Source organism: Adlercreutzia murintestinalis (assembly GCF_943192905.1).
GTDB lineage: Bacteria > Actinomycetota > Coriobacteriia > Coriobacteriales > Eggerthellaceae > Adlercreutzia_A > Adlercreutzia_A murintestinalis.
On record NZ_CALPCC010000003.1, the window covers coordinates 75648 to 92012 of the forward strand.

Annotated in this window: 18 protein-coding genes; 12 read left to right on the forward strand and 6 right to left on the reverse strand. The window is 58.9% G+C overall.

All coding sequences use genetic code 11. The features are described 5' to 3' along the window. Positions 1–435, forward strand: a complete 435-nt coding sequence (locus tag NFR19_RS01450; protein WP_251211997.1) for a GNAT family N-acetyltransferase — start codon at positions 1–3, stop codon at positions 433–435. On the opposite strand, the gene NFR19_RS01455 is transcribed toward NFR19_RS01450, so the two are convergent. After that, positions 432–881, reverse strand: a complete 450-nt coding sequence (locus NFR19_RS01455; protein ID WP_251211998.1) for a PadR family transcriptional regulator — start codon at positions 879–881, stop codon at positions 432–434. The two genes, NFR19_RS01450 and NFR19_RS01455, sit on opposite strands and share 4 nt — an antisense overlap. A gap of 220 nt (positions 882–1101) precedes the next feature. On the opposite strand from NFR19_RS01455, the gene glmS reads away from it, so the two are divergent. The 5 genes from glmS (at position 1102) to efp (ending at position 6967) form a co-directional block, all read left to right on the forward strand. Continuing rightward, on the forward strand, positions 1102–2958 hold the full coding sequence (gene glmS, locus NFR19_RS01460; protein ID WP_251211999.1) for a glutamine--fructose-6-phosphate transaminase (isomerizing): 1857 nt from the start codon (positions 1102–1104) through the stop codon (positions 2956–2958). A gap of 1 nt (position 2959) precedes the next feature. After that, entirely contained in the window at positions 2960–3490 is a 531-nt protein-coding gene (gene acpS, locus NFR19_RS01465) for a holo-ACP synthase (RefSeq protein WP_251212000.1), read from the forward strand. After that, on the forward strand, positions 3490–4380 hold the full coding sequence (locus NFR19_RS01470; protein WP_251212001.1) for an NAD(P)H-hydrate dehydratase: 891 nt from the start codon (positions 3490–3492) through the stop codon (positions 4378–4380). Before acpS ends, NFR19_RS01470 begins: the two co-directional genes overlap by 1 nt. A gap of 73 nt (positions 4381–4453) precedes the next feature. Further along, the gene (locus NFR19_RS01475) at positions 4454–6340 is read left to right on the forward strand and encodes a hypothetical protein (protein WP_251212002.1); all 1887 of its coding nucleotides are present in this window, start codon (positions 4454–4456) and stop codon (positions 6338–6340) included. A 63-nt stretch (positions 6341–6403) separates the two neighbouring features. Next, complete coding sequence (gene efp, locus NFR19_RS01480) at positions 6404–6967, forward strand: elongation factor P (protein ID WP_251212003.1); 564 nt, start codon at positions 6404–6406, stop codon at positions 6965–6967. Here the strand turns inward: efp and NFR19_RS01485 are convergent. Beyond that, complete coding sequence (locus NFR19_RS01485) at positions 6964–7842, reverse strand: LysR family transcriptional regulator (protein WP_251212004.1); 879 nt, start codon at positions 7840–7842, stop codon at positions 6964–6966. The two genes, efp and NFR19_RS01485, sit on opposite strands and share 4 nt — an antisense overlap. A 189-nt stretch (positions 7843–8031) precedes the next feature. Here NFR19_RS01485 and NFR19_RS01490 point away from each other — a divergent pair, with 189 nt between their 5' ends. Then, on the forward strand, positions 8032–9000 hold the full coding sequence (locus tag NFR19_RS01490) for a TDT family transporter (RefSeq protein WP_251212005.1): 969 nt from the start codon (positions 8032–8034) through the stop codon (positions 8998–9000). On the opposite strand, the gene NFR19_RS01495 is transcribed toward NFR19_RS01490, so the two are convergent. Then, positions 9001–10125 carry an aldo/keto reductase gene (locus NFR19_RS01495; protein WP_251212006.1) on the reverse strand — a complete coding sequence of 375 codons (1125 nt, stop codon included), beginning with the start codon at positions 10123–10125 and terminating at the stop codon, positions 9001–9003. It lies immediately after the preceding gene. Positions 10126–10256: 131 nt separating this feature from the next. Here NFR19_RS01495 and NFR19_RS01500 point away from each other — a divergent pair, with 131 nt between their 5' ends. After that, positions 10257–10712, forward strand: coding sequence for a MerR family transcriptional regulator (locus NFR19_RS01500; protein ID WP_251212007.1), 456 nt, complete (start codon positions 10257–10259; stop codon positions 10710–10712). Between the two features lie 16 nt (positions 10713–10728). On the opposite strand, the gene NFR19_RS01505 is transcribed toward NFR19_RS01500, so the two are convergent. After that, positions 10729–11208: a zinc ribbon domain-containing protein gene (locus NFR19_RS01505; RefSeq protein WP_251212008.1), complete on the reverse strand. Its 480-nt coding sequence runs from the start codon at positions 11206–11208 to the stop codon at positions 10729–10731. Positions 11209–11482: 274 nt separating this feature from the next. Here NFR19_RS01505 and NFR19_RS01510 point away from each other — a divergent pair, with 274 nt between their 5' ends. Then, a complete protein-coding gene (locus tag NFR19_RS01510; protein WP_251212009.1) occupies positions 11483–12328 on the forward strand; it encodes a patatin-like phospholipase family protein in 846 nt (281 codons plus the stop codon). 690 nt (positions 12329–13018) lie between these two features. Beyond that, positions 13019–13153, forward strand: a complete 135-nt coding sequence (locus NFR19_RS08905) for a hypothetical protein (protein WP_285813423.1) — start codon at positions 13019–13021, stop codon at positions 13151–13153. Positions 13154–13533: 380 nt separating this feature from the next. On the opposite strand, the gene NFR19_RS01515 is transcribed toward NFR19_RS08905, so the two are convergent. After that, positions 13534–13965 carry a cupin domain-containing protein gene (locus tag NFR19_RS01515; RefSeq protein WP_251212010.1) on the reverse strand — a complete coding sequence of 144 codons (432 nt, stop codon included), beginning with the start codon at positions 13963–13965 and terminating at the stop codon, positions 13534–13536. Between the two features lie 203 nt (positions 13966–14168). Here NFR19_RS01515 and NFR19_RS01520 point away from each other — a divergent pair, with 203 nt between their 5' ends. Continuing rightward, a complete protein-coding gene (locus tag NFR19_RS01520) occupies positions 14169–14624 on the forward strand; it encodes a hypothetical protein (RefSeq protein WP_251212011.1) in 456 nt (151 codons plus the stop codon). A 30-nt stretch (positions 14625–14654) separates the two neighbouring features. On the opposite strand, the gene NFR19_RS01525 is transcribed toward NFR19_RS01520, so the two are convergent. Next, positions 14655–15203, reverse strand: a complete 549-nt coding sequence (locus tag NFR19_RS01525; protein ID WP_251212012.1) for a hypothetical protein — start codon at positions 15201–15203, stop codon at positions 14655–14657. A 151-nt stretch (positions 15204–15354) separates the two neighbouring features. Here NFR19_RS01525 and NFR19_RS01530 point away from each other — a divergent pair, with 151 nt between their 5' ends. Then, positions 15355–16290 (forward strand): AEC family transporter, encoded by a 936-nt coding sequence (locus tag NFR19_RS01530; RefSeq protein WP_251212013.1) that lies wholly within the window; start codon positions 15355–15357, stop codon positions 16288–16290. Positions 16291–16365: the final 75 nt, after the last annotated feature.

The window sequence follows — 16365 nt, forward strand, 5'->3', positions numbered from 1 at the left end:
ATGGCGGCACTGTTCACGTTGCGCGCTGCGCGCGAAGACGATCGAAGGTATCTGGATTCCTATACGTATCGCGAAGGGATGGACTACCTGCCATCACTTGAGCGCGTCACGGTGGCGGTGAATGCCGATGACGAACCGGTTGGCTTTATTCGCATCTCGCTTGGCAGAGCGGGCGTGGCGCGCGTGAATCCCATCGTCGTGCATGAGAGTTGGCGGGGGTACGGCGTTGGCCGCGCGTTGATCGACGAGGCTCAGGACGCCTACGGTGAGCTCAGGCTCGTGTCGCGCGGATCAAGCAAAGCATTCTACGATGCTCTTGGTTTCGAACCCTGCGCGTGGGATCTGATCGAATCGGACGTAATCGAGGATTGTGATGGCTGCCCGCTCTTCGATGAGTGCGAACCATGCCCCATGAGGCGGGCGGATCGCAGCTAATCGTCCTCGTAGCGCGGATGCGAGCAAACGGGCGTGGGGGGCAGATCGATGCCGAGCGCTGTTGCCGCCTGGGCGCGCAGCTCTTCGATGGTGAGCGTATAGCAGGCGAGCGCATCGATCCAGCGGCGCAGGCAGTCGTACCCCTTCTGCGTCAGGGAGAACATGCGCTTGGCTGAGCCCTCTTCGGGCGTTTCCCATTCCGAGGTGACGAGACCCGCTTCTTCCATGCGCTTGAGCGCGCGGTAAATACCCGTTGCGTCTGGCTTTTTCCCGCCGAACATGGGGGAGTCTGCCGCTTTTTGCACGATGATGTAGCCATGCATGGGCTTGCCGTATTGCGCCATGATGATCAGGATGGTTGGCTGTGAAAGGCGGCTGAGCGATTTTCCGAGCTCGGCGCATTCTTTCATGTCTTCGTCTGATCGGGGATGGCAGCTGCTCCACATGTTGGCAGTTCCTTTACTTGAGCGGATTCGTCATGATTCGTTGTATTAAAGCACACCTATTGTCAGTCTGCCAATAGTTTGATAATGAACGGTTTCAAAAAGCCGCTATTTCGGGATGCCATCCCATTATGGACGCGAAGGCGCGCGTTGAGGCGATATGAAGGGGCTCCCGCGCGGTGCATCCTTTACAATGACGCATACGCAAACGAAAGGCGAGACAATGTGCGGCATAGTTGGGTACACCGGTACACGCCAGGCATGCGAGGTGCTGCTTGAAGGTTTGAGTAGGCTGGAATACCGAGGATACGATTCTGCGGGCATTGCCGTGCAGCATGGTGGTGCCATGGAGGTCATTTGCCGCACGGGCAGGGTTTCGCAGCTACGTTCGTCGGTGGAGGCGGTCGGTGTGCCGGGGACATGCGGCATCGGTCATACGCGCTGGGCAACCCATGGGCGCCCTTCCGAGGCGAACGCGCATCCGCATACCTCGTGCGACGGGCGTATCGCGGTGGTGCATAACGGTATTATCGAGAACTTCAACGAGATACGAGAGAGGCTTGCAGCTGCGGGGCATGACCTGCGCAGCCAGACTGACTCGGAAGTGGTGGCGCACCTCATCGAAGAGGCGTATCCGCGTGCGTGCGCAAAGGAGGGGACGGATGCGCTCGTGCGCGCGGTGGCCGATACCGTTGAGCAGCTGAGCGGTTCGTATGCGCTGGCCGTGATCTGCGACGATGAACCCGATGCCATCGTGTGCGCGCGCAAGGATTCGCCGCTGGTGGTGGGCATGGCCGAAGATGGAGCCTATGTGGCATCTGATGTGATCGCCATGCTGGATGCCACGCGCGATATCGTGGTGCTCGCTGATGGTCAAATCGCACGGTGCACGCCGGATGCCCTTACCTGCTTTGCGCGGTGCGGGGATGATCTGCGCACCTTCGACGCTCAAACCACCCACATTGATTGGGATATGGATGTGGCCGAGAAGACGGGGTATCCCGACTTCATGTTGAAGGAGATCCATGAGCAGCCTCGCGTCATTCGCGACACGCTGGCTGGACGGTTGGTGGGGAACAGCATCCAGATCGATGAGCTGCAGCTCACGCCCGAAGAGCTGAACTTGATCGATCGCGTGTACATCATCGCATGCGGCACCAGCTATCATGCAGGGCTCATTGCGAAGAACCTGATAGAGGGGTGGGCGCGCATTCCGTGCGAAGTGGAGGTGGCGAGCGAATTTCGCTATCGCAATCCCATCATCACGCCCACCACGTTGGTCGTGGCGGTCTCGCAGTCAGGCGAGACGGCGGATACATTGGCGGCCATCCGCGATGCACGGGTGAAGGGCGCGCGCGTATTCGGCATCACGAACGTCATCGGCAGCCCGGTAGCGCGCGAAGCTGACGGGGTCATCTACACCAAGGCGAACAAAGAGATCGCTGTGGCGTCAACGAAGAGCTTCCTTGGACAGGTGGTGTCTTTGACGTTGTTGGCGTTGGTGCTCGCGCAGGCGAAAGGGAAGATGACCTCGGGCCATATTCGACAACTCTACACCGAGCTGGCCAACACCGCCGAGTTGGTTGAGCGGGTGCTTGAGGATACCACGGCCATCGATGAGGCGGCCCATGCCTGTACGGATGCGGCAAGCGCGCTGTTCATCGGACGCGGCATGGGTGCTGCGGTTGCCCATGAAGGCGCGCTCAAGCTCAAGGAGATCAGTTATCTTCATACGGAGTCGTATGCGGCGGGCGAGATGAAGCATGGGCCTATTGCGCTCATAGACGAGGGGTTTCCCGTCATTGCGATCGCAACGCGCTCGGCGGTCTATGACAAGGTGGTCTCAAATCTGCAAGAGGCTCGGGCACGTGGTGCGGTCGTGGTGGCTCTTGCGACCGAGGGTGACGAGGATATTCGCGCGCATGCAGACCATGTGCTCTTCATTCCTCCGGTACGCGATGCGTTTAGCCCCATTGTGGCGAGCGTGCCCTTGCAGCTGTTCGCGCGCTCGGTGGCGCTTGCACGTGGGTGCGATGTGGATCAGCCCCGAAACCTGGCAAAGTCTGTGACGGTGGAGTGATATGGCACGTTCAAAGAAAACCCAAGCCGCGCTGGATGAGGCGCTGGCGGCTCCCATGACGCAAGGTCAAGTTGGCCTGGGCGTCGATATTGTGCCCGTTGCGCGCATGCGGGCGATCTTGAAGCGTACCCCGTCGTTTCCTGCGCGCGTTTACTCGGCCGACGAGCGCGCATACTGCGATGCGACGGCCGACCCGGCCATTCATTATGCCACCCGGTTCGCTGCGAAAGAGGCGGTGGTGAAGGCGCTCGGGACTGGCTTTTCTGGCGGCGTGGGTGTGCGCGACATTGAAGTGCGGCGTGCGAAGAACGGCAGGCCGTATGCGGTGCTGTTCGGTGCCGCCAAGCGCAGAGCCGAGCAGTTGGGCGTCACCGAGGTGCCCATCTCGCTTTCCTATACAGCAACCGATGCCATCGCATGCGCTATCGCCATTACGCGCTCATCGCTTGAAGCGGGAGAGAAGCGCATCGATGCTGCCGAGGAACTGTCGAAGCGCTTCAAGGAAGCGCGCGGCATGCTGGATGATCTGTGATGCATATTGACGAATATTCCGCAGAGAGGCTGGTGGCGTTGTTGCCCCATCCGGCGCACGATGCTAACAAGTACACGCGCGGGAAGCTGGTGTTCGTGGGCGGGGCCGCGCAGTATCCAGGTGCGGCGGCGTTGGCGATCGGCGCCGCGCAGCGGATGGGGGCTGGATATGTGGAGGCATATTGCGATCCATCGGCGGTTTCGGTGGTGCGTAGTACGCGCCTCTCGGCGGTTGTGCGCCCTTGGAATGAATTGTCCTGGCCAGACCATCCCAGCAGCGCCAAGCACCCATGGGCTTGCCTGATGGGAAGCGGCATGGATGCCACCGATGCTCTCCAAAAAGCGCAGGTGCTCGAAGCACTCGCTGCCTGTACGGAGCCGCTCGTGCTCGATGGGGGCGCGCTTGGCTCCCTTGCCTGTGAAGCGGGGTGCGCGCGAGCGGCTGCTCGTGCGGATCGGGGTGAGTCGCTCGTGCTGACTCCCCATGGAGGCGAGGCAGCGCGGTTGGCTGCGGCGGCGGGCATTCAGCCGCCAGACGCTGATGCCGGTTTTGAGGATCGTGCCGCGTTCGCGTGCGAGCTGGCCTGCGCGTGGGGTGCGACCGTGCTGTTGAAAGGTCCTGTCTCCTTCATCGTTTCACCTCGGAACCCGGATCGAGCCATCATCATGCGGTGCGGGACGCCCGCATTGGCGAAGGCGGGAACGGGCGATGTGCTCGCTGGCATGGTGGGTGCGCTCAGCGCGCAGGGGATGGGTGCGACCGAGGCATGCGTGCTGGGAGCCACCTTGCATGCTCAGGCGGCTCGGTGCGCCGAAAAACGGTGGGGAGATATCGCGATGATCGCCGAGGATGTGCTTGCCTGCCTTGGAGAGGCTACGCTAATTCTGTAAACGTTGTGTAACATGAAAACCACGAACCTGCGCCGATATCAGGATGCGCAGACCCGTGTGTATAATGTTCACAATGGCATTTTATCCTGACAACCACGGCTTAGAGGACGACCTGGACAGCATAACGCTGCAAGAGCTGGGACCTATGAATTCCAGCCCTTATGTGCGCATATCCTTGGACGTGCCTCCTGAGACTGCTACCAGCGTAGAGCGTGAGCAGCGCCGCCGTCAACGCGAGGCTGAGCGGCAGCGTGAGATCGAGCGTCAGAAGCAAGCCGCGAAGAAGCGTCAGGCTGCCGCACAACAGCGTCCGCGCACGCCCGATCCATCGCTGCATGTCATCATCGAGCGTGCCTCCGAAGATCTTCCCCCTGACGATCATGGGTATGATGCGCCGACGTATCGTGGCTACGACAGCGCTCCCATTCCCGAACCCACCGTTCGGCAACCGTCAACATCCGAGCGCACGAAGCCCGAGGGGCATTCCCGGGGGAAAGCAGAGGCATCCGAGCGTTCGGCCAGCTTCCCGCGCATTCCGGATAACATGGTGTATCAGGTTGACGAGCCAGAGCCTTCGGCGCCGCCTTCGGTGGTGCTGCCCAATGGAGGCTGGGGTTCACAGCGCAGCCACTATCCGGGCATGACGCCCAGCCCGTCTTCGCCGTATGGCTACGACGGGTTCAGGCCGCAGGCGGTCTCGACCGACATTCCTCTGTACTTCAATTCGTCGAACGGCTCATCGGGTACCGCCGAGCGCCGACCCAAGATAGAGCCTTTAGGAGCGCACACCACGCGCGAGTCTGCTTCTGGCGTCATCAAGCGTCCTTGGTCGGAGTCGGCATTCAATGATCATGCGGCGTTCGCGTCTCACCAGACAGGAGCGCCCACCGTTCCAACGCCGAGCGCTCCGGCAGGACAGGTTGCTGCATCTCCCAATGCGCAGCCCACCCCACCGCAAAGGCAAGCTCCCACGACCCCTACGGTAACGCTGAACGGATTCAACCGGCAGACGCCAAGCTCACAGCCAACGCAAAGTCTCGATCGGGGACGCGTTGAGCAGCGTCCCTTCAACATGGGGGAGGACCCCTACGCTGCGCCGCGCGGGATGGGTTCGTGGAAGCGCAACGCTGCTGAGGCGGTTCGGCGCGAACAGGCGAACAATCCGCGTCCGGTGGGCACGGGCACGGTCAATATCCAGATGAACCCTGCGGCTGCCCCTCCGAATGCCTCCGAAGGCGGCAACCTGCATCTGAGCCGCGAATCGCTCAACAGCATGGGTGTCAATCTGCCGCCTCAGCGCCAGAGCACGGTTCGCACTTTCAGCACGCCGCTGATAGAGGATAACGCGCTGAAGGAATCGGTGATGTTCGAGGAACCGCCGATCTCCATCGCTGATGGCTTGAAGTCGGCCGACAGCAGACGCAAGCGCCGACGCGGTATCATCATCGCGGTCGTGGTGGTGATCCTTGCTGCGGCCGCCCTTTTCGGGGCGCTGCTCTACACGGGCACCATATCGCTGAACGGTTTCGGGGCATCTTCGTCGGCGCATACCTCTGCGGGCACTCCCGGCAGCGCCTCGCACGGTGCTGCTGCGAACAGCGCCTCTTCTTCGTCGTCGTCGCGCTCATCGAGCGCGAGCGACCAATCGGGCACGGTGATCTATGAGTATACGGCCACTACCTCTGACGGCGTGTCGTATAAGGTCAACGATACAGTGACCTACGATGCGGAAGGGAAGTGCCAATCCACTACGATGAAACTGGAGTTCCCCGACGAGGCTGCCTGCAACGATTTCCTGGCGAACCTTGAGCGCGATTACGGCAGTGCCTATCGGCTTGATACGCAATCGGGCACTACAGCCACGGTCACCATCGATATCAGCGCTTTGAAATTCGATCGTGAGGAATACGAAGATGCTTTGCGCTACAGTGTTGAAGAATTGACGGTTTTGAAGAAGTGACGCGGGCTTTCCGCGACTGGTATAATCAACTCATCCGCGTAACAGAATACCTATGGAGGGAACATGGCGACCATTTCAACGGCCGATTTCAAGAACGGCATGTGCATTATCTTCAATGGCAAGATGTACACCATCATTGAATTCCAGCATGTGAAGCCGGGCAAGGGGTCAGCGTTCGTGCGCACCAAGCTGAAGGACATCAAGTCCGGCCGCGTCATCGACAATACGTTCAATGCTGGCGTGAAGCTGGAGAACGTGCGTTTGGAGACGAAGAAGCTCCAGTATCTGTATAACGACGGTGTTGATTACCATTTCATGGACAACGACACCTACGAGCAGATGAGCATGCCCGCCTCTGATGTGGGGGACGCTGCTCAGTGGTTGAAGGAAAACGATGAGGCGTCGTTGCTATATGCAGGCGATGAGCTCATTTCGGTGGAGCCGCCCATGTTCGTGGAGCTTGAGGTGACTCATACCGAACCTGGCTTCAAGGGGGATACCGCAACCAATACCACGAAGCCCGCCACGTTGGAGACGGGCATAGAGTTGCAGGTGCCCACGTTCATCGAGATCGGTGATGTGCTTCAGATCGACACGCGCGACGGCCGCTTCATCAAGCGCGTTTAGAGCGCAAGTTCCGCGAACAGGCGCGACAGCTCGCTGGTGAACACGCTGTTGCGCAAGCGAACGAATGAAATATCGTGCTGTATGGGGGCGCCTTGGAGGGATACCACTTGCAAGGCGCCTTCTTCTATCTCGCGCTCGACGGCAGCCTCGTACATGAACGAAATGCCAAGTCCTTCCGAGACGAACACCTTGATGATGTCGAGGCTATCGATCTGGCATGTGTCCGCAAACGACGAGAGCGAGAGATTGCGCGTGGCCAGTGCTCGTTCGAGCACTTCGCGCGTGCCCGATCCCTTCTCGCGAATGAACAGCTGCATTCCGAGAAGCTCTTCAAAGGAGCGCTGTCCGCGCGGCATTCTACCAGGCGCGCATACGCAGACGAGGCGTTCGGTGCAATACGTGTCCCATTCATAGGGCTCCTTGTCGAAATAGCCTTCGACGAAAGCGCAGTCGAGCGTACCAGCGTCAAGCGCCTCAAGGAGCTCTTGGGTGCTCGCGGAGCGCACGGTGGCGCGCACCTCGGGATGCTCGGCAAGATAAGCTGCAAGGGGAGCAGCTACGATGTATTCGCCCGCGGTGAGCGTCATGCCGATGCGCAGCTCGATCCGGGTGCCTGATGCGAGCGCTGACACGCGCTCACGCAAGAGCGTTTCGTCGTGCGCCATGGTGGAAAGGGCGTTGCGCAGCATCATGCCAGCAGGGGTGAGGCTCAATCGCTTGCCGTCGCGCCGGAAGAGTTGAGCGTCGTATTCGCGCTCGAGGAAAGCGATATGCTGGGAAACAGCGGGCTGGGTGATGTGAAGCGCTTCGGCGGCGCGGGTGTAGTTCATCGTGCGGCATACTTCGAGAAACGTTCTGACCCGTGAGTCTTGCATGGGGCGCTCCGCTCAACCATAAGAAATCATTATGAAACTATAATAGATGATAATTTTACATTCTGGTATCCCTCGTTGATAATGAACACATCAAGCGTTCCCCCTGCTGCTGAGCGCAAGACCGGCAGCGGGGGTCTGAACCAGAGTAATCAAGCATTGAATGCGCTATGAACCGAGAGGGGACGCGTTATGCGCGAAGTCATAAAGAATGTGCCCATACCAGCAGCGGGAGTAGCGTTAGGGCTCGCTGCGCTGGGGAACTTGCTGCAACCCTATGCGGGTGCGGTATATTCGCTCTGCGGCCTGTTGGCTGCGTGCGTTGCTGCGTTGGTGGCCGCAAAAGCCATCCTGTTTCCCGAAATGGTGGCACAGGATTTCAAGAATCCACTTCTTGCCAGCGTATCGGCCACGTTCTGGATGGCGGGGATGCAGTTGAGCACCTACATCGCGTCGCTCGCGTTCATTCCAGCGGCGTGCCTGTGGGCTGCATGCGTGGTGGCGCACCTCGGGCTTATCTGCTGGTTTACCGCACGCCATGCGCGGCAGGTGACGCTCGACCAGGTGTTTCCCACCTACTTCATCTGCTACGTGGGCATCATCGTCGCTTCAGTCACCTCTCCCGTATTCGGTATGGAGTCGCTGGGAAGCGCGCTCTTCTGGTTTGGGTTCGCCTGCTATCCGGTGCTGCTGGTGGTAGTGACGGCGCGCTACGTCTGCTGCCCGCCTCCCGATGCGGCGCGGCCGCTGTTCTGCATTTATTCGGCACCAGCCAGCTTGTCCCTGGTCGGGTACCTGGCCATCGCGCCACAGCCGAATATCACGTTCGTGGCGATCATGCTGATGTGCGCGCAGGCGTTCTTCATGGTGGCGTTGGCGCGGGTGCCGCGGTTCGTATCGCTTGGGTTTTATCCCAGCTTCGCGGCGATGACGTTTCCCTTCGTGATCACCGCGACCGCGCTTGGTCAGGCGCTTGAGGCGCTGAATGCATCCGGCGTGCCGTTCTCGCCCGTGTTTGACATGCTCGTGCTCGTTGAGACGGCGATTGCGGTGGCGATGGTGGCATTCGTGGTCATCCGCTACGCTATATTCCTGACCGCGCCCCTGCGCGAGCGCGGTCAGTCAGATGCGATGGTGGAGATAGAGGGAAACGTCGCATGATTATTCGTAGCAGTCCGCAGCTGCTTCCAGCTGGTTGATGATGTCGATCTGCTGGGGGCACATCGTCTCGCAGAGCCCGCATTTGATGCACGTGCTCGCTTTTCCCTCGGCTGCTTGCCAGCTGTACAGACCCTTGACGAACTCATGGTCACCCGTCATGGCCTCAAGGTTCAAAAGTCCCATGATCTGGGGGATCTTCACGCCAGCCGGGCAACCCTTCACACAGTAATTGCACGCAGTGCATGGCACCGACGTCAGGGCGCGCAAGGAGGCGATGGCCTGGTCGAGCGCCGCGCGCTCCGCAGGTGAGAACGGCTCGTTCGCGGCGTAGGATGCAAGGTTCTCCCGCGCTTGCTCTACCGTGGACATGCCGGAGAGCACCGCGATCACATCGGGCAGGTTCCAGCAGAAGCGGTAGGCCCATTCGGCTTGCGTGGAACCCGGTTTTGCGGTTGCCAGGACCGCGGCTGCCTCGGCGGGTAGATCGCACAGGCGTCCGCCACGCGCCGGTTCCATGATGATGACCGGCTTGCCATGGGCTTTCGCCACCTCCACGAGACGGCGCGCCTCGTTGACGGGGTCATCCCAGTCGAGGTAATTCACCTGAAGCTGCACGAAATCCATCTCCGGGTGCTCCTTGAGCAATGCATCTAGGCAATCGGCATCGTCGTGGATGGAGAAGCCGACGAAGCGCACTTTGCCCGCTGCCTTCTGTTGCTGCGCATATGCCCACATATCGTATTCGTCGAACTTTGCCGTGCGCTGACCGCCCACATTGTGTAACAGGAAGTAGTCGACGTAGGCGATGCCAAGCCGTTTGAGAGACACATCCAAGCAAGCTTGCGCGGCCTGCTTGTCGGGCATGGCCCATGCGAGGCATTTCGTGGCGATGGTGAACGATTCGCGCGGATAACGCGCGACGAGCGCCTGCCCGAGCGCCACTTCCGATTCGCCTTCATGGTAGACAAATGCGGTGTCGAAATAGGTGTTACCCGCTTCCATGAACAGGTCGACCATTTGGGTGAACTGCGGTAGGTCGATGCTCTTCGGGTCGTTCTCGTCGGTAAGGGGCAGGCGCATGCAGCCAAAGCCCATCTTGGAAGTGGGGAATATCGTGGTGTCCATACCGATCCTCTCATCCTCTCTTTTCGGATTCACGTACCTGCTTTGCAGGCATGAAGAAACCTGGTAAAGTTCGATTTATATCCTAATCATTAAAGCGCGCTTTAAGTCAAGCGCTTTTCAGGGAGGACGGCATGGTCTATTCGATTGCGGATGCTGCGAAGGCTGCAGGTGTGCCTGCGTCGACGCTTCGCTATTACGACAAAGAGGGGTTGCTGCCCGAGGTGGAGCGTCTGGGTGGCGGCTCGCGCGTATTCTCGGAGCATGATCTTGCTTGGATTCGCGTCATCGAGTACCTCAAGAAGGCGGGATTGACCATCAAGGAGATACGCCGCTACACCGATCTGGTGCAGCAAGGCGATGACACTCTGGATGCTCGACGTGCGCTGCTCTACGAGCGACGCGATGCGGTGGAAGCGGAACTAGCACGGGTGCAACGCACGTTGGATTTCATCACGTACAAGTGCTGGTTCTATGATGAGGCGGTGCGCTTAGGCAGCGAAGGGGCGGTGCAGGCGCTGCCCGATCAGGATGTTCCCGCTGAGATGCTCGCTATACGGAAGAGGTGCTTGGAAGGTGACGAGCAGTGAGGGGCTGCAAGAGCGCTCACTGCTCGCTTGAAGATGCCCGTAGAGGCTGGCCCCATCGCTTGAGATGCGGTAGCAGCGTTGCCATCAGCGAGACAGCTTCTTCGCGCGATATGCCCATGGCGTCGGCTTCCATTTGCGCGGTCGCCTCGATGAACTCGTCCATATCGACACCTTTTGCGGTGAAATCGCCTTGCTGATAGCAGTATTTGCAGTAGTTCTCGCTTGGGGAGCCGTCAGCTTCGGTGCCATGCAGCTCTGGTTGTGGAATGGGCATTGAGCAGCATTGGCAGTAGTACTCCAGCGGCATATCGAAGAAGCGCTCAAGCGGCACCTGAAACGTGGTACAGATGAGCTTCACCATATCGATGCTCGGAGCGGTTTCGCCGGTTTCCCAACGTGAGACCGCTTGCCGGGTCACGTAGAGCTTGCGTGCCATCTGTTCTTGGGTGAGGTCCTGCTCCTCGCGAATCTGCGCGATGGTATCCTTCATTGCCATGATATGCCTTCCGTAGCGGTTGGTATGATGCTCTCGATTATTCCGCATCCCATGCGGTTTGCAAGCAACAGCTTGTTGCGCACAGCGCTCAGTCGTCATGTGCGTGTTCGAAGAAAGGGCCTCCTTGTTCTTCTGGTGCTGCTGCGAGGTGTTGAAATTGGCGTGCAGGAGTAGCTGGATTGTAGAGTACGAGCCATCTGCTACGTTTTGCGCACAGCGAGCGAAAGCTCTATAGTCGGGATCGAGCAATTGGACGCGTACGAGGGTTGTGACCATGGGAAAGATTGGTTTGGTAGATGTTGGGGGCGGGTTTCGCGGAATCTATGCCGCTGCCGTTCTTGACCGCTGCCTTGATGAGGGCGTTACGTTCGATCTGTGTATTGGCGTGTCTGCGGGCAGTGCCAACATCGCTTCGTTCGTGGCGCACCAGAAAGGGCGCAACTACCGCTTCTATACCGAGTATGGGCGTCGGAGCCGTTATGCGAGCATGCGCAACTTCCTCTTCAAGCACACGTTTATAGATCTGGATTATGTGTATGCGACCTTGAGCAATTCTGATGGCGAAGACCCGATCGACCAGGAGACGTTCTTCGCGAGCCCGACCGAGGTGATCGTTGTTGCCGCCAATGCGAACACGGGAGTAGCGCGCTATTTCACCAAGAGGGACGTGAGCTATGATGATTTCAGCATCTTGAAGGCATCAAGCGCTATACCGGGCGTATGCAAGCCCTATCAGGTGCAAGGGACCTACTATTTTGATGGCGCCTTGGGTGACCCGGTGCCAGTGCAGAAAGCTTTCGACAAGGGATGCGACAAGGTGGTCGTGCTGCTGACGAAACCGCGCGATATGGTGCGGACGACCGATGGTGATGTGCGGCTCGCATCCATGATCTGCCGGAGGTATCCGGCGGCCGCTCAGGCGCTCCGTCAGCGCGCAGCGCGCTACAACGAGGGGGTGGCCCTTGCGAAGCGCTACGAGCGTGCCGGATCGGTTTTGATTGTGGCACCTGACGATACGTGTGGCGTTTCCACGCTGACCCGTAAGCGAGAGCGGCTCGATGCGCTCTACGCGAAAGGATACGGCGATGGTGCAGTCATCAAGGGGTTCTGCATGGCATAGAGAACCCCTGCTTTCGGAGTCGTTCGAGAAGAAACAAAGCGAGTGTATTGGTCTAGATCATTTCTGTGTTTCTGAATCTGTGAACTCTTCTTTGGGCGAAACGTATTGACTTAGGCGGCTTTCGCGAAGCGTGAGGTGGTGTTTAGTTATAGTTGCGGACCCAAACATGTGGTCGGTCGTGTTGGTGAACCTGACTGATGTGCATATGATGCACTCGTTCTGCGAGCCGCGGGCGTCACGGGGATGCAGCGGGTCGCGACGGAATCTTTCGCGAGACAATGATGGCACAGGGTGTAAGCAGGGAGGGACGGCCCAAGCGATTCGCTGTGCGATCGTTGCGGGTGCGTGAACAGGGGTGGATATTTCATTTGCGCCGTGTGCATGCTGGGGCGGACGTTGCCGTCGCGTCCGACTTCTCTAATACGTCGATCATCGGTTGCGGGCCTTATCAAGGTTATAGGGTGCATAGCGGAACGTGCACACGCACTTGCTCATCGAGACCGTGAACCGCTAGCTGCTGAATTCGAAAGGTTTTATGCGTTCGCTGGCGAGTATCTATGCGAATGCTGAGTCTCTTTTTCAGTGGTGTTCATACAGGTGTAACCCTATTGCTCGGTATACCTGCACCTTACGCTACGTTCGAGGACAAGATCGTCTGTCTCCGAGCACACTCGCGATCTACGATGATCCGTGCTGATCGTTTATGGAAGCGCTGACAAAGTGGTTGATGTCGGATATACGCAGCGGGTGCCTGAGGTGGGGTATCCCGGGTCTTCTGAGGTGATGCGCTTTAGCATCCCCGGTAGCTACACGATCGGTTGGTAGAGGATCTGGGCACTCGCGCTGACAACAATGCGTTTAGGTTGTGTATCCGTACCGCGAAAGCCCTGTATTATCGGCGATAATGGGTGCCACTTGCTCTGTTTTGCTTTGCCCTACAACAACAATGTGTCCGCACTTCGTTCTGGCTGCGATGTGGCGACAGCCGCTCCGCGCATCGCGTCCGCGGAAGGGAGGTAGATTGTTTGCTTCAGTGGATGGGCAACTGATCTGCGTGCATTTCTGCAACCCAGCCGACTGCGCGTTTCATCCTGATCTTATCGATGACGATCGAGTTTACGGGATCTTTCTCGGATTGGTGTTTGGTTAACTAGTCTGATACTTCAGATAGAAGATTATGTCCTCGCTTTTTTAGGAAGATTAGCTTACGGCAATTTGTTGTAGTCGGTAGCGCTCACGGGCTCTAGCCATTCGTTGCTGCACCCACGCCCGGGCGCCTCGAAGGCCACATGCGAGAACCAGCTATCGCGTGCTGCGCCATGCCAGTGCTTCACGCCAGCAGGGATGAACACGACGGCACCCGGGTGCAGTTCGTGTGCCTCTTCGCCCCAGCATTGATACCAGCCGCGTCCGTCGGTGCAGAGTAGTATCTGTCCGCCCCCATCATTGGCATGATGGATGTGCCAGTTGTTGCGGCAGGACGGCTCAAATGTCACATTGGCCACGAACTGGGTCTGCTGTGGGTCGGTCAGCGGGTTCAGGTACGATTCGCCCACGAAGTACTGGGCGAAGGCGGTATTGGGCTGGCCGAGTCCGAACAGGCAGCGTTCGGGGCGGTGCTGATCGTTGGATGCCATAGCATGCTCCTTGTCAACAGTTGTAAGCAGTTCGCGTGTGCTTGCCCTAGCTATACCACATGGAGTGCACTCGAAGTCAAGACGTTCATTTGGGGGAGAACGGCAATTCATGTGTTGGTTTAGGGGCGATACTGAACTGCTGCCCACGCGCTATACTGTACCCGTGTAGCATCGTGTGCAAGCGAGGCGGAACGGAGGATATCATGTTCAAGGTGCGTGCGAGATATCTGTTGCTCATTGCGGCGGCTGTCTGGATCGCGGCTGGTCTCAATATCGTGCGTTTGGGTGCGCTTGCGTGTGCTGAAGGCACAGCGCCACTGATCGTGCTCATACTGGGTATTTCGGCGGTATTCCTGGTATTCCATCCCATGTTCAGCAAGCTGGTCGGAAAGCACGCTGACCGCATTCGCGGCTATGGCGAGGACCGCATGCATGTGCTGCGCTTCTTCGATGTGAGGGGTTACGTCATCATGGCCATCATGATGGGCGGCGGCATCGGGTTGCGCGCGGCAGGGTTCGTGCCCGGATGGTTCGTGGCCTTCTTCTACACTGGCCTTGGGGCGGCGCTCGTGCTGGCAGGCATCGGTTTTCTCGTGCATTACGCGCATCGTGGCGGCACGATCACCTGCCCCGTGACGAAGAGAACGCGCCTGGCTTAGACGCTTTTCACGCTGTTTGGGGATTCGCGATCACGCAGAACGCGTACGAACGGCGGTCAGCCCGCCCCGGATAAAGGAATCGATCGCCTGCTTCACGGTGTGCCAATCCTCCGATTCCGGCACAGCCCGTGCGGCACCGATGCACCCGGCCAACTGGAACGCGTAGAGGGCGAACGCGATGCTCTTGTCGTGGCAGGCCTCGGTATACATATCCAAGGTCTCTTCGTCGAAGGCCGTCGTGCTCTCGTCCATCAGTATGGACATGAAGCGATCTTCGTTGAGCAGGCTGTGGTAGGCGCCGCCTCTGCGGATCAGTTCGCACAACGGTTTTCTCTGACCGCCCTCTGCGCAGGCCGAGCAACGCAGTTGTGGCAGGATGCTGCTCGTCTCCAAGGCGAGCTTCCTGACGAGTGCGCGATACACCTCGCCGACATTCGAGTAATGCGTATAGAAGGTGCTCCTGCTCACGTGGGCCCGTGCGCAGAGGTCGACCACCTTGATGCGCTCGAGCGCGGTCGTCTCCAACAGCGTGAGCAGCGCGTGGTCGATTCGTTCCAAACCTGGTTTCGTGTGGCCCATGATGATCCTCTCGCGTCTCCATCAGGTGAACAGATCATATCGTTTTGTTCATTTTTCCGAGAGATGAGGCCATAGACTTTACCCGAATGGCCTGTATGGTGCAGCGGTGATGCGACGGCATCGGTACGGATATGAGCGGCAAGGCGATACGATGATCTTCCAGCAGACCCTTGAGCATATGGCGGTGTTCTTCCTCGTGTTCGCGGTCGGCTTCGCGGTGGCTAAGGTCGGCGTCGTGAAGGAGGGGTATCTTCCCGGCATCGCGCAGATCATTACGAAGGTGCTGTTGCCAGCCATGATCTTCTTTTCGACGTATGCCAACTGCACGCGTCAGACTATCATCGACAACGGGCAGATGGTGTTGCTCGCAGCGCTGTTCTACGCCCTCATCAGCCTCATCATGTTCATCGTGGCGAAAGCGCTGCGCATCGAACACGATAAGGATAGGGTGTTCCAGTTCTGCTTCATCTTCGGAAACACCGGTTTTGTGGGGATACCGCTTCTGGCAGCGGTGTTTCCCGATGCGGGCCTCGTATACATGATGATGTTCTCCATCGTGGACCAGCTGGTGTTCTGGACCTATGGCGTATGGCTCTCCACCGAGCGCGATCACCATCACAGTGCCGCTTCGCATATCAGTTGGCGCTCGCTGATAACCCCGAATACGGTCGCGATCATGTGCGCGGTCGCCTTCGTGCTGCTCGAGGCTCCGGTTCCAGGCATCATCCAAGATGCGCTGGGAACGATCAGCTCTGCGACCTCGGGGCTCTGCATGCTCTATCTCGGTGCGCTTGCCAGCTTCTCGCATGTCGTGCCCGTTTTGAGACGCCCCGAGCTCTACGTGGGCATCGTGGTCAAGATGATCGTGCTCCCAGTCGTCATCGGGCGCGCTCTCATGCTCGTAGGTCTTTTCCCGCAGTCCATGGTGTTGGCGCTCTCGATCATCATGGCTCTTCCCGTGATGACGGTCGTTCCCTTGCTCGTTGCAACGAACGGGAAGGAATCCGAATACGCTACCGGTATCACGGTGGCGACGCTCGTGGTGAGCATCTTCACGATCCCGCTCGTGGTATTCCTGGTGGGCTGAGGGGCTGCCGCGCCGAGCTCCATTCGCGCGCATCTGTTTCCGTTCGGTTCACAGACAGGAAATACAGGCATGCTA

What these genes read in the sequence shown, in the direction of transcription:
- NFR19_RS01470 (WP_251212001.1), top strand. Translation starts at nt 3,490, where the DNA reads ATGCATATTGACGAATATTCCGCAGAGAGGCTGGTGGCGTTGTTGCCC.
- efp (WP_251212003.1), top strand. Translation starts at nt 6,404, where the DNA reads ATGGCGACCATTTCAACGGCCGATTTCAAGAACGGCATGTGCATTATC.
- glmS (WP_251211999.1), top strand. Translation starts at nt 1,102, where the DNA reads ATGTGCGGCATAGTTGGGTACACCGGTACACGCCAGGCATGCGAGGTG.
- NFR19_RS01505 (WP_251212008.1), bottom strand. Translation starts at nt 11,208, where the DNA reads ATGGCAATGAAGGATACCATCGCGCAGATTCGCGAGGAGCAGGACCTC.
- NFR19_RS01485 (WP_251212004.1), bottom strand. Translation starts at nt 7,842, where the DNA reads ATGCAAGACTCACGGGTCAGAACGTTTCTCGAAGTATGCCGCACGATG.
- NFR19_RS01500 (WP_251212007.1), top strand. Translation starts at nt 10,257, where the DNA reads ATGGTCTATTCGATTGCGGATGCTGCGAAGGCTGCAGGTGTGCCTGCG.
- NFR19_RS01530 (WP_251212013.1), top strand. Translation starts at nt 15,355, where the DNA reads ATGATCTTCCAGCAGACCCTTGAGCATATGGCGGTGTTCTTCCTCGTG.
- NFR19_RS01520 (WP_251212011.1), top strand. Translation starts at nt 14,169, where the DNA reads ATGTTCAAGGTGCGTGCGAGATATCTGTTGCTCATTGCGGCGGCTGTC.
- acpS (WP_251212000.1), top strand. Translation starts at nt 2,960, where the DNA reads ATGGCACGTTCAAAGAAAACCCAAGCCGCGCTGGATGAGGCGCTGGCG.
- NFR19_RS01515 (WP_251212010.1), bottom strand. Translation starts at nt 13,965, where the DNA reads ATGGCATCCAACGATCAGCACCGCCCCGAACGCTGCCTGTTCGGACTC.
- NFR19_RS01475 (WP_251212002.1), top strand. Translation starts at nt 4,454, where the DNA reads ATGGCATTTTATCCTGACAACCACGGCTTAGAGGACGACCTGGACAGC.
- NFR19_RS01525 (WP_251212012.1), bottom strand. Translation starts at nt 15,203, where the DNA reads ATGGGCCACACGAAACCAGGTTTGGAACGAATCGACCACGCGCTGCTC.
- NFR19_RS01510 (WP_251212009.1), top strand. Translation starts at nt 11,483, where the DNA reads ATGGGAAAGATTGGTTTGGTAGATGTTGGGGGCGGGTTTCGCGGAATC.
- NFR19_RS01450 (WP_251211997.1), top strand. Translation starts at nt 1, where the DNA reads ATGGCGGCACTGTTCACGTTGCGCGCTGCGCGCGAAGACGATCGAAGG.
- NFR19_RS01495 (WP_251212006.1), bottom strand. Translation starts at nt 10,125, where the DNA reads ATGGACACCACGATATTCCCCACTTCCAAGATGGGCTTTGGCTGCATG.
- NFR19_RS01490 (WP_251212005.1), top strand. Translation starts at nt 8,032, where the DNA reads ATGCGCGAAGTCATAAAGAATGTGCCCATACCAGCAGCGGGAGTAGCG.
- NFR19_RS01455 (WP_251211998.1), bottom strand. Translation starts at nt 881, where the DNA reads ATGTGGAGCAGCTGCCATCCCCGATCAGACGAAGACATGAAAGAATGC.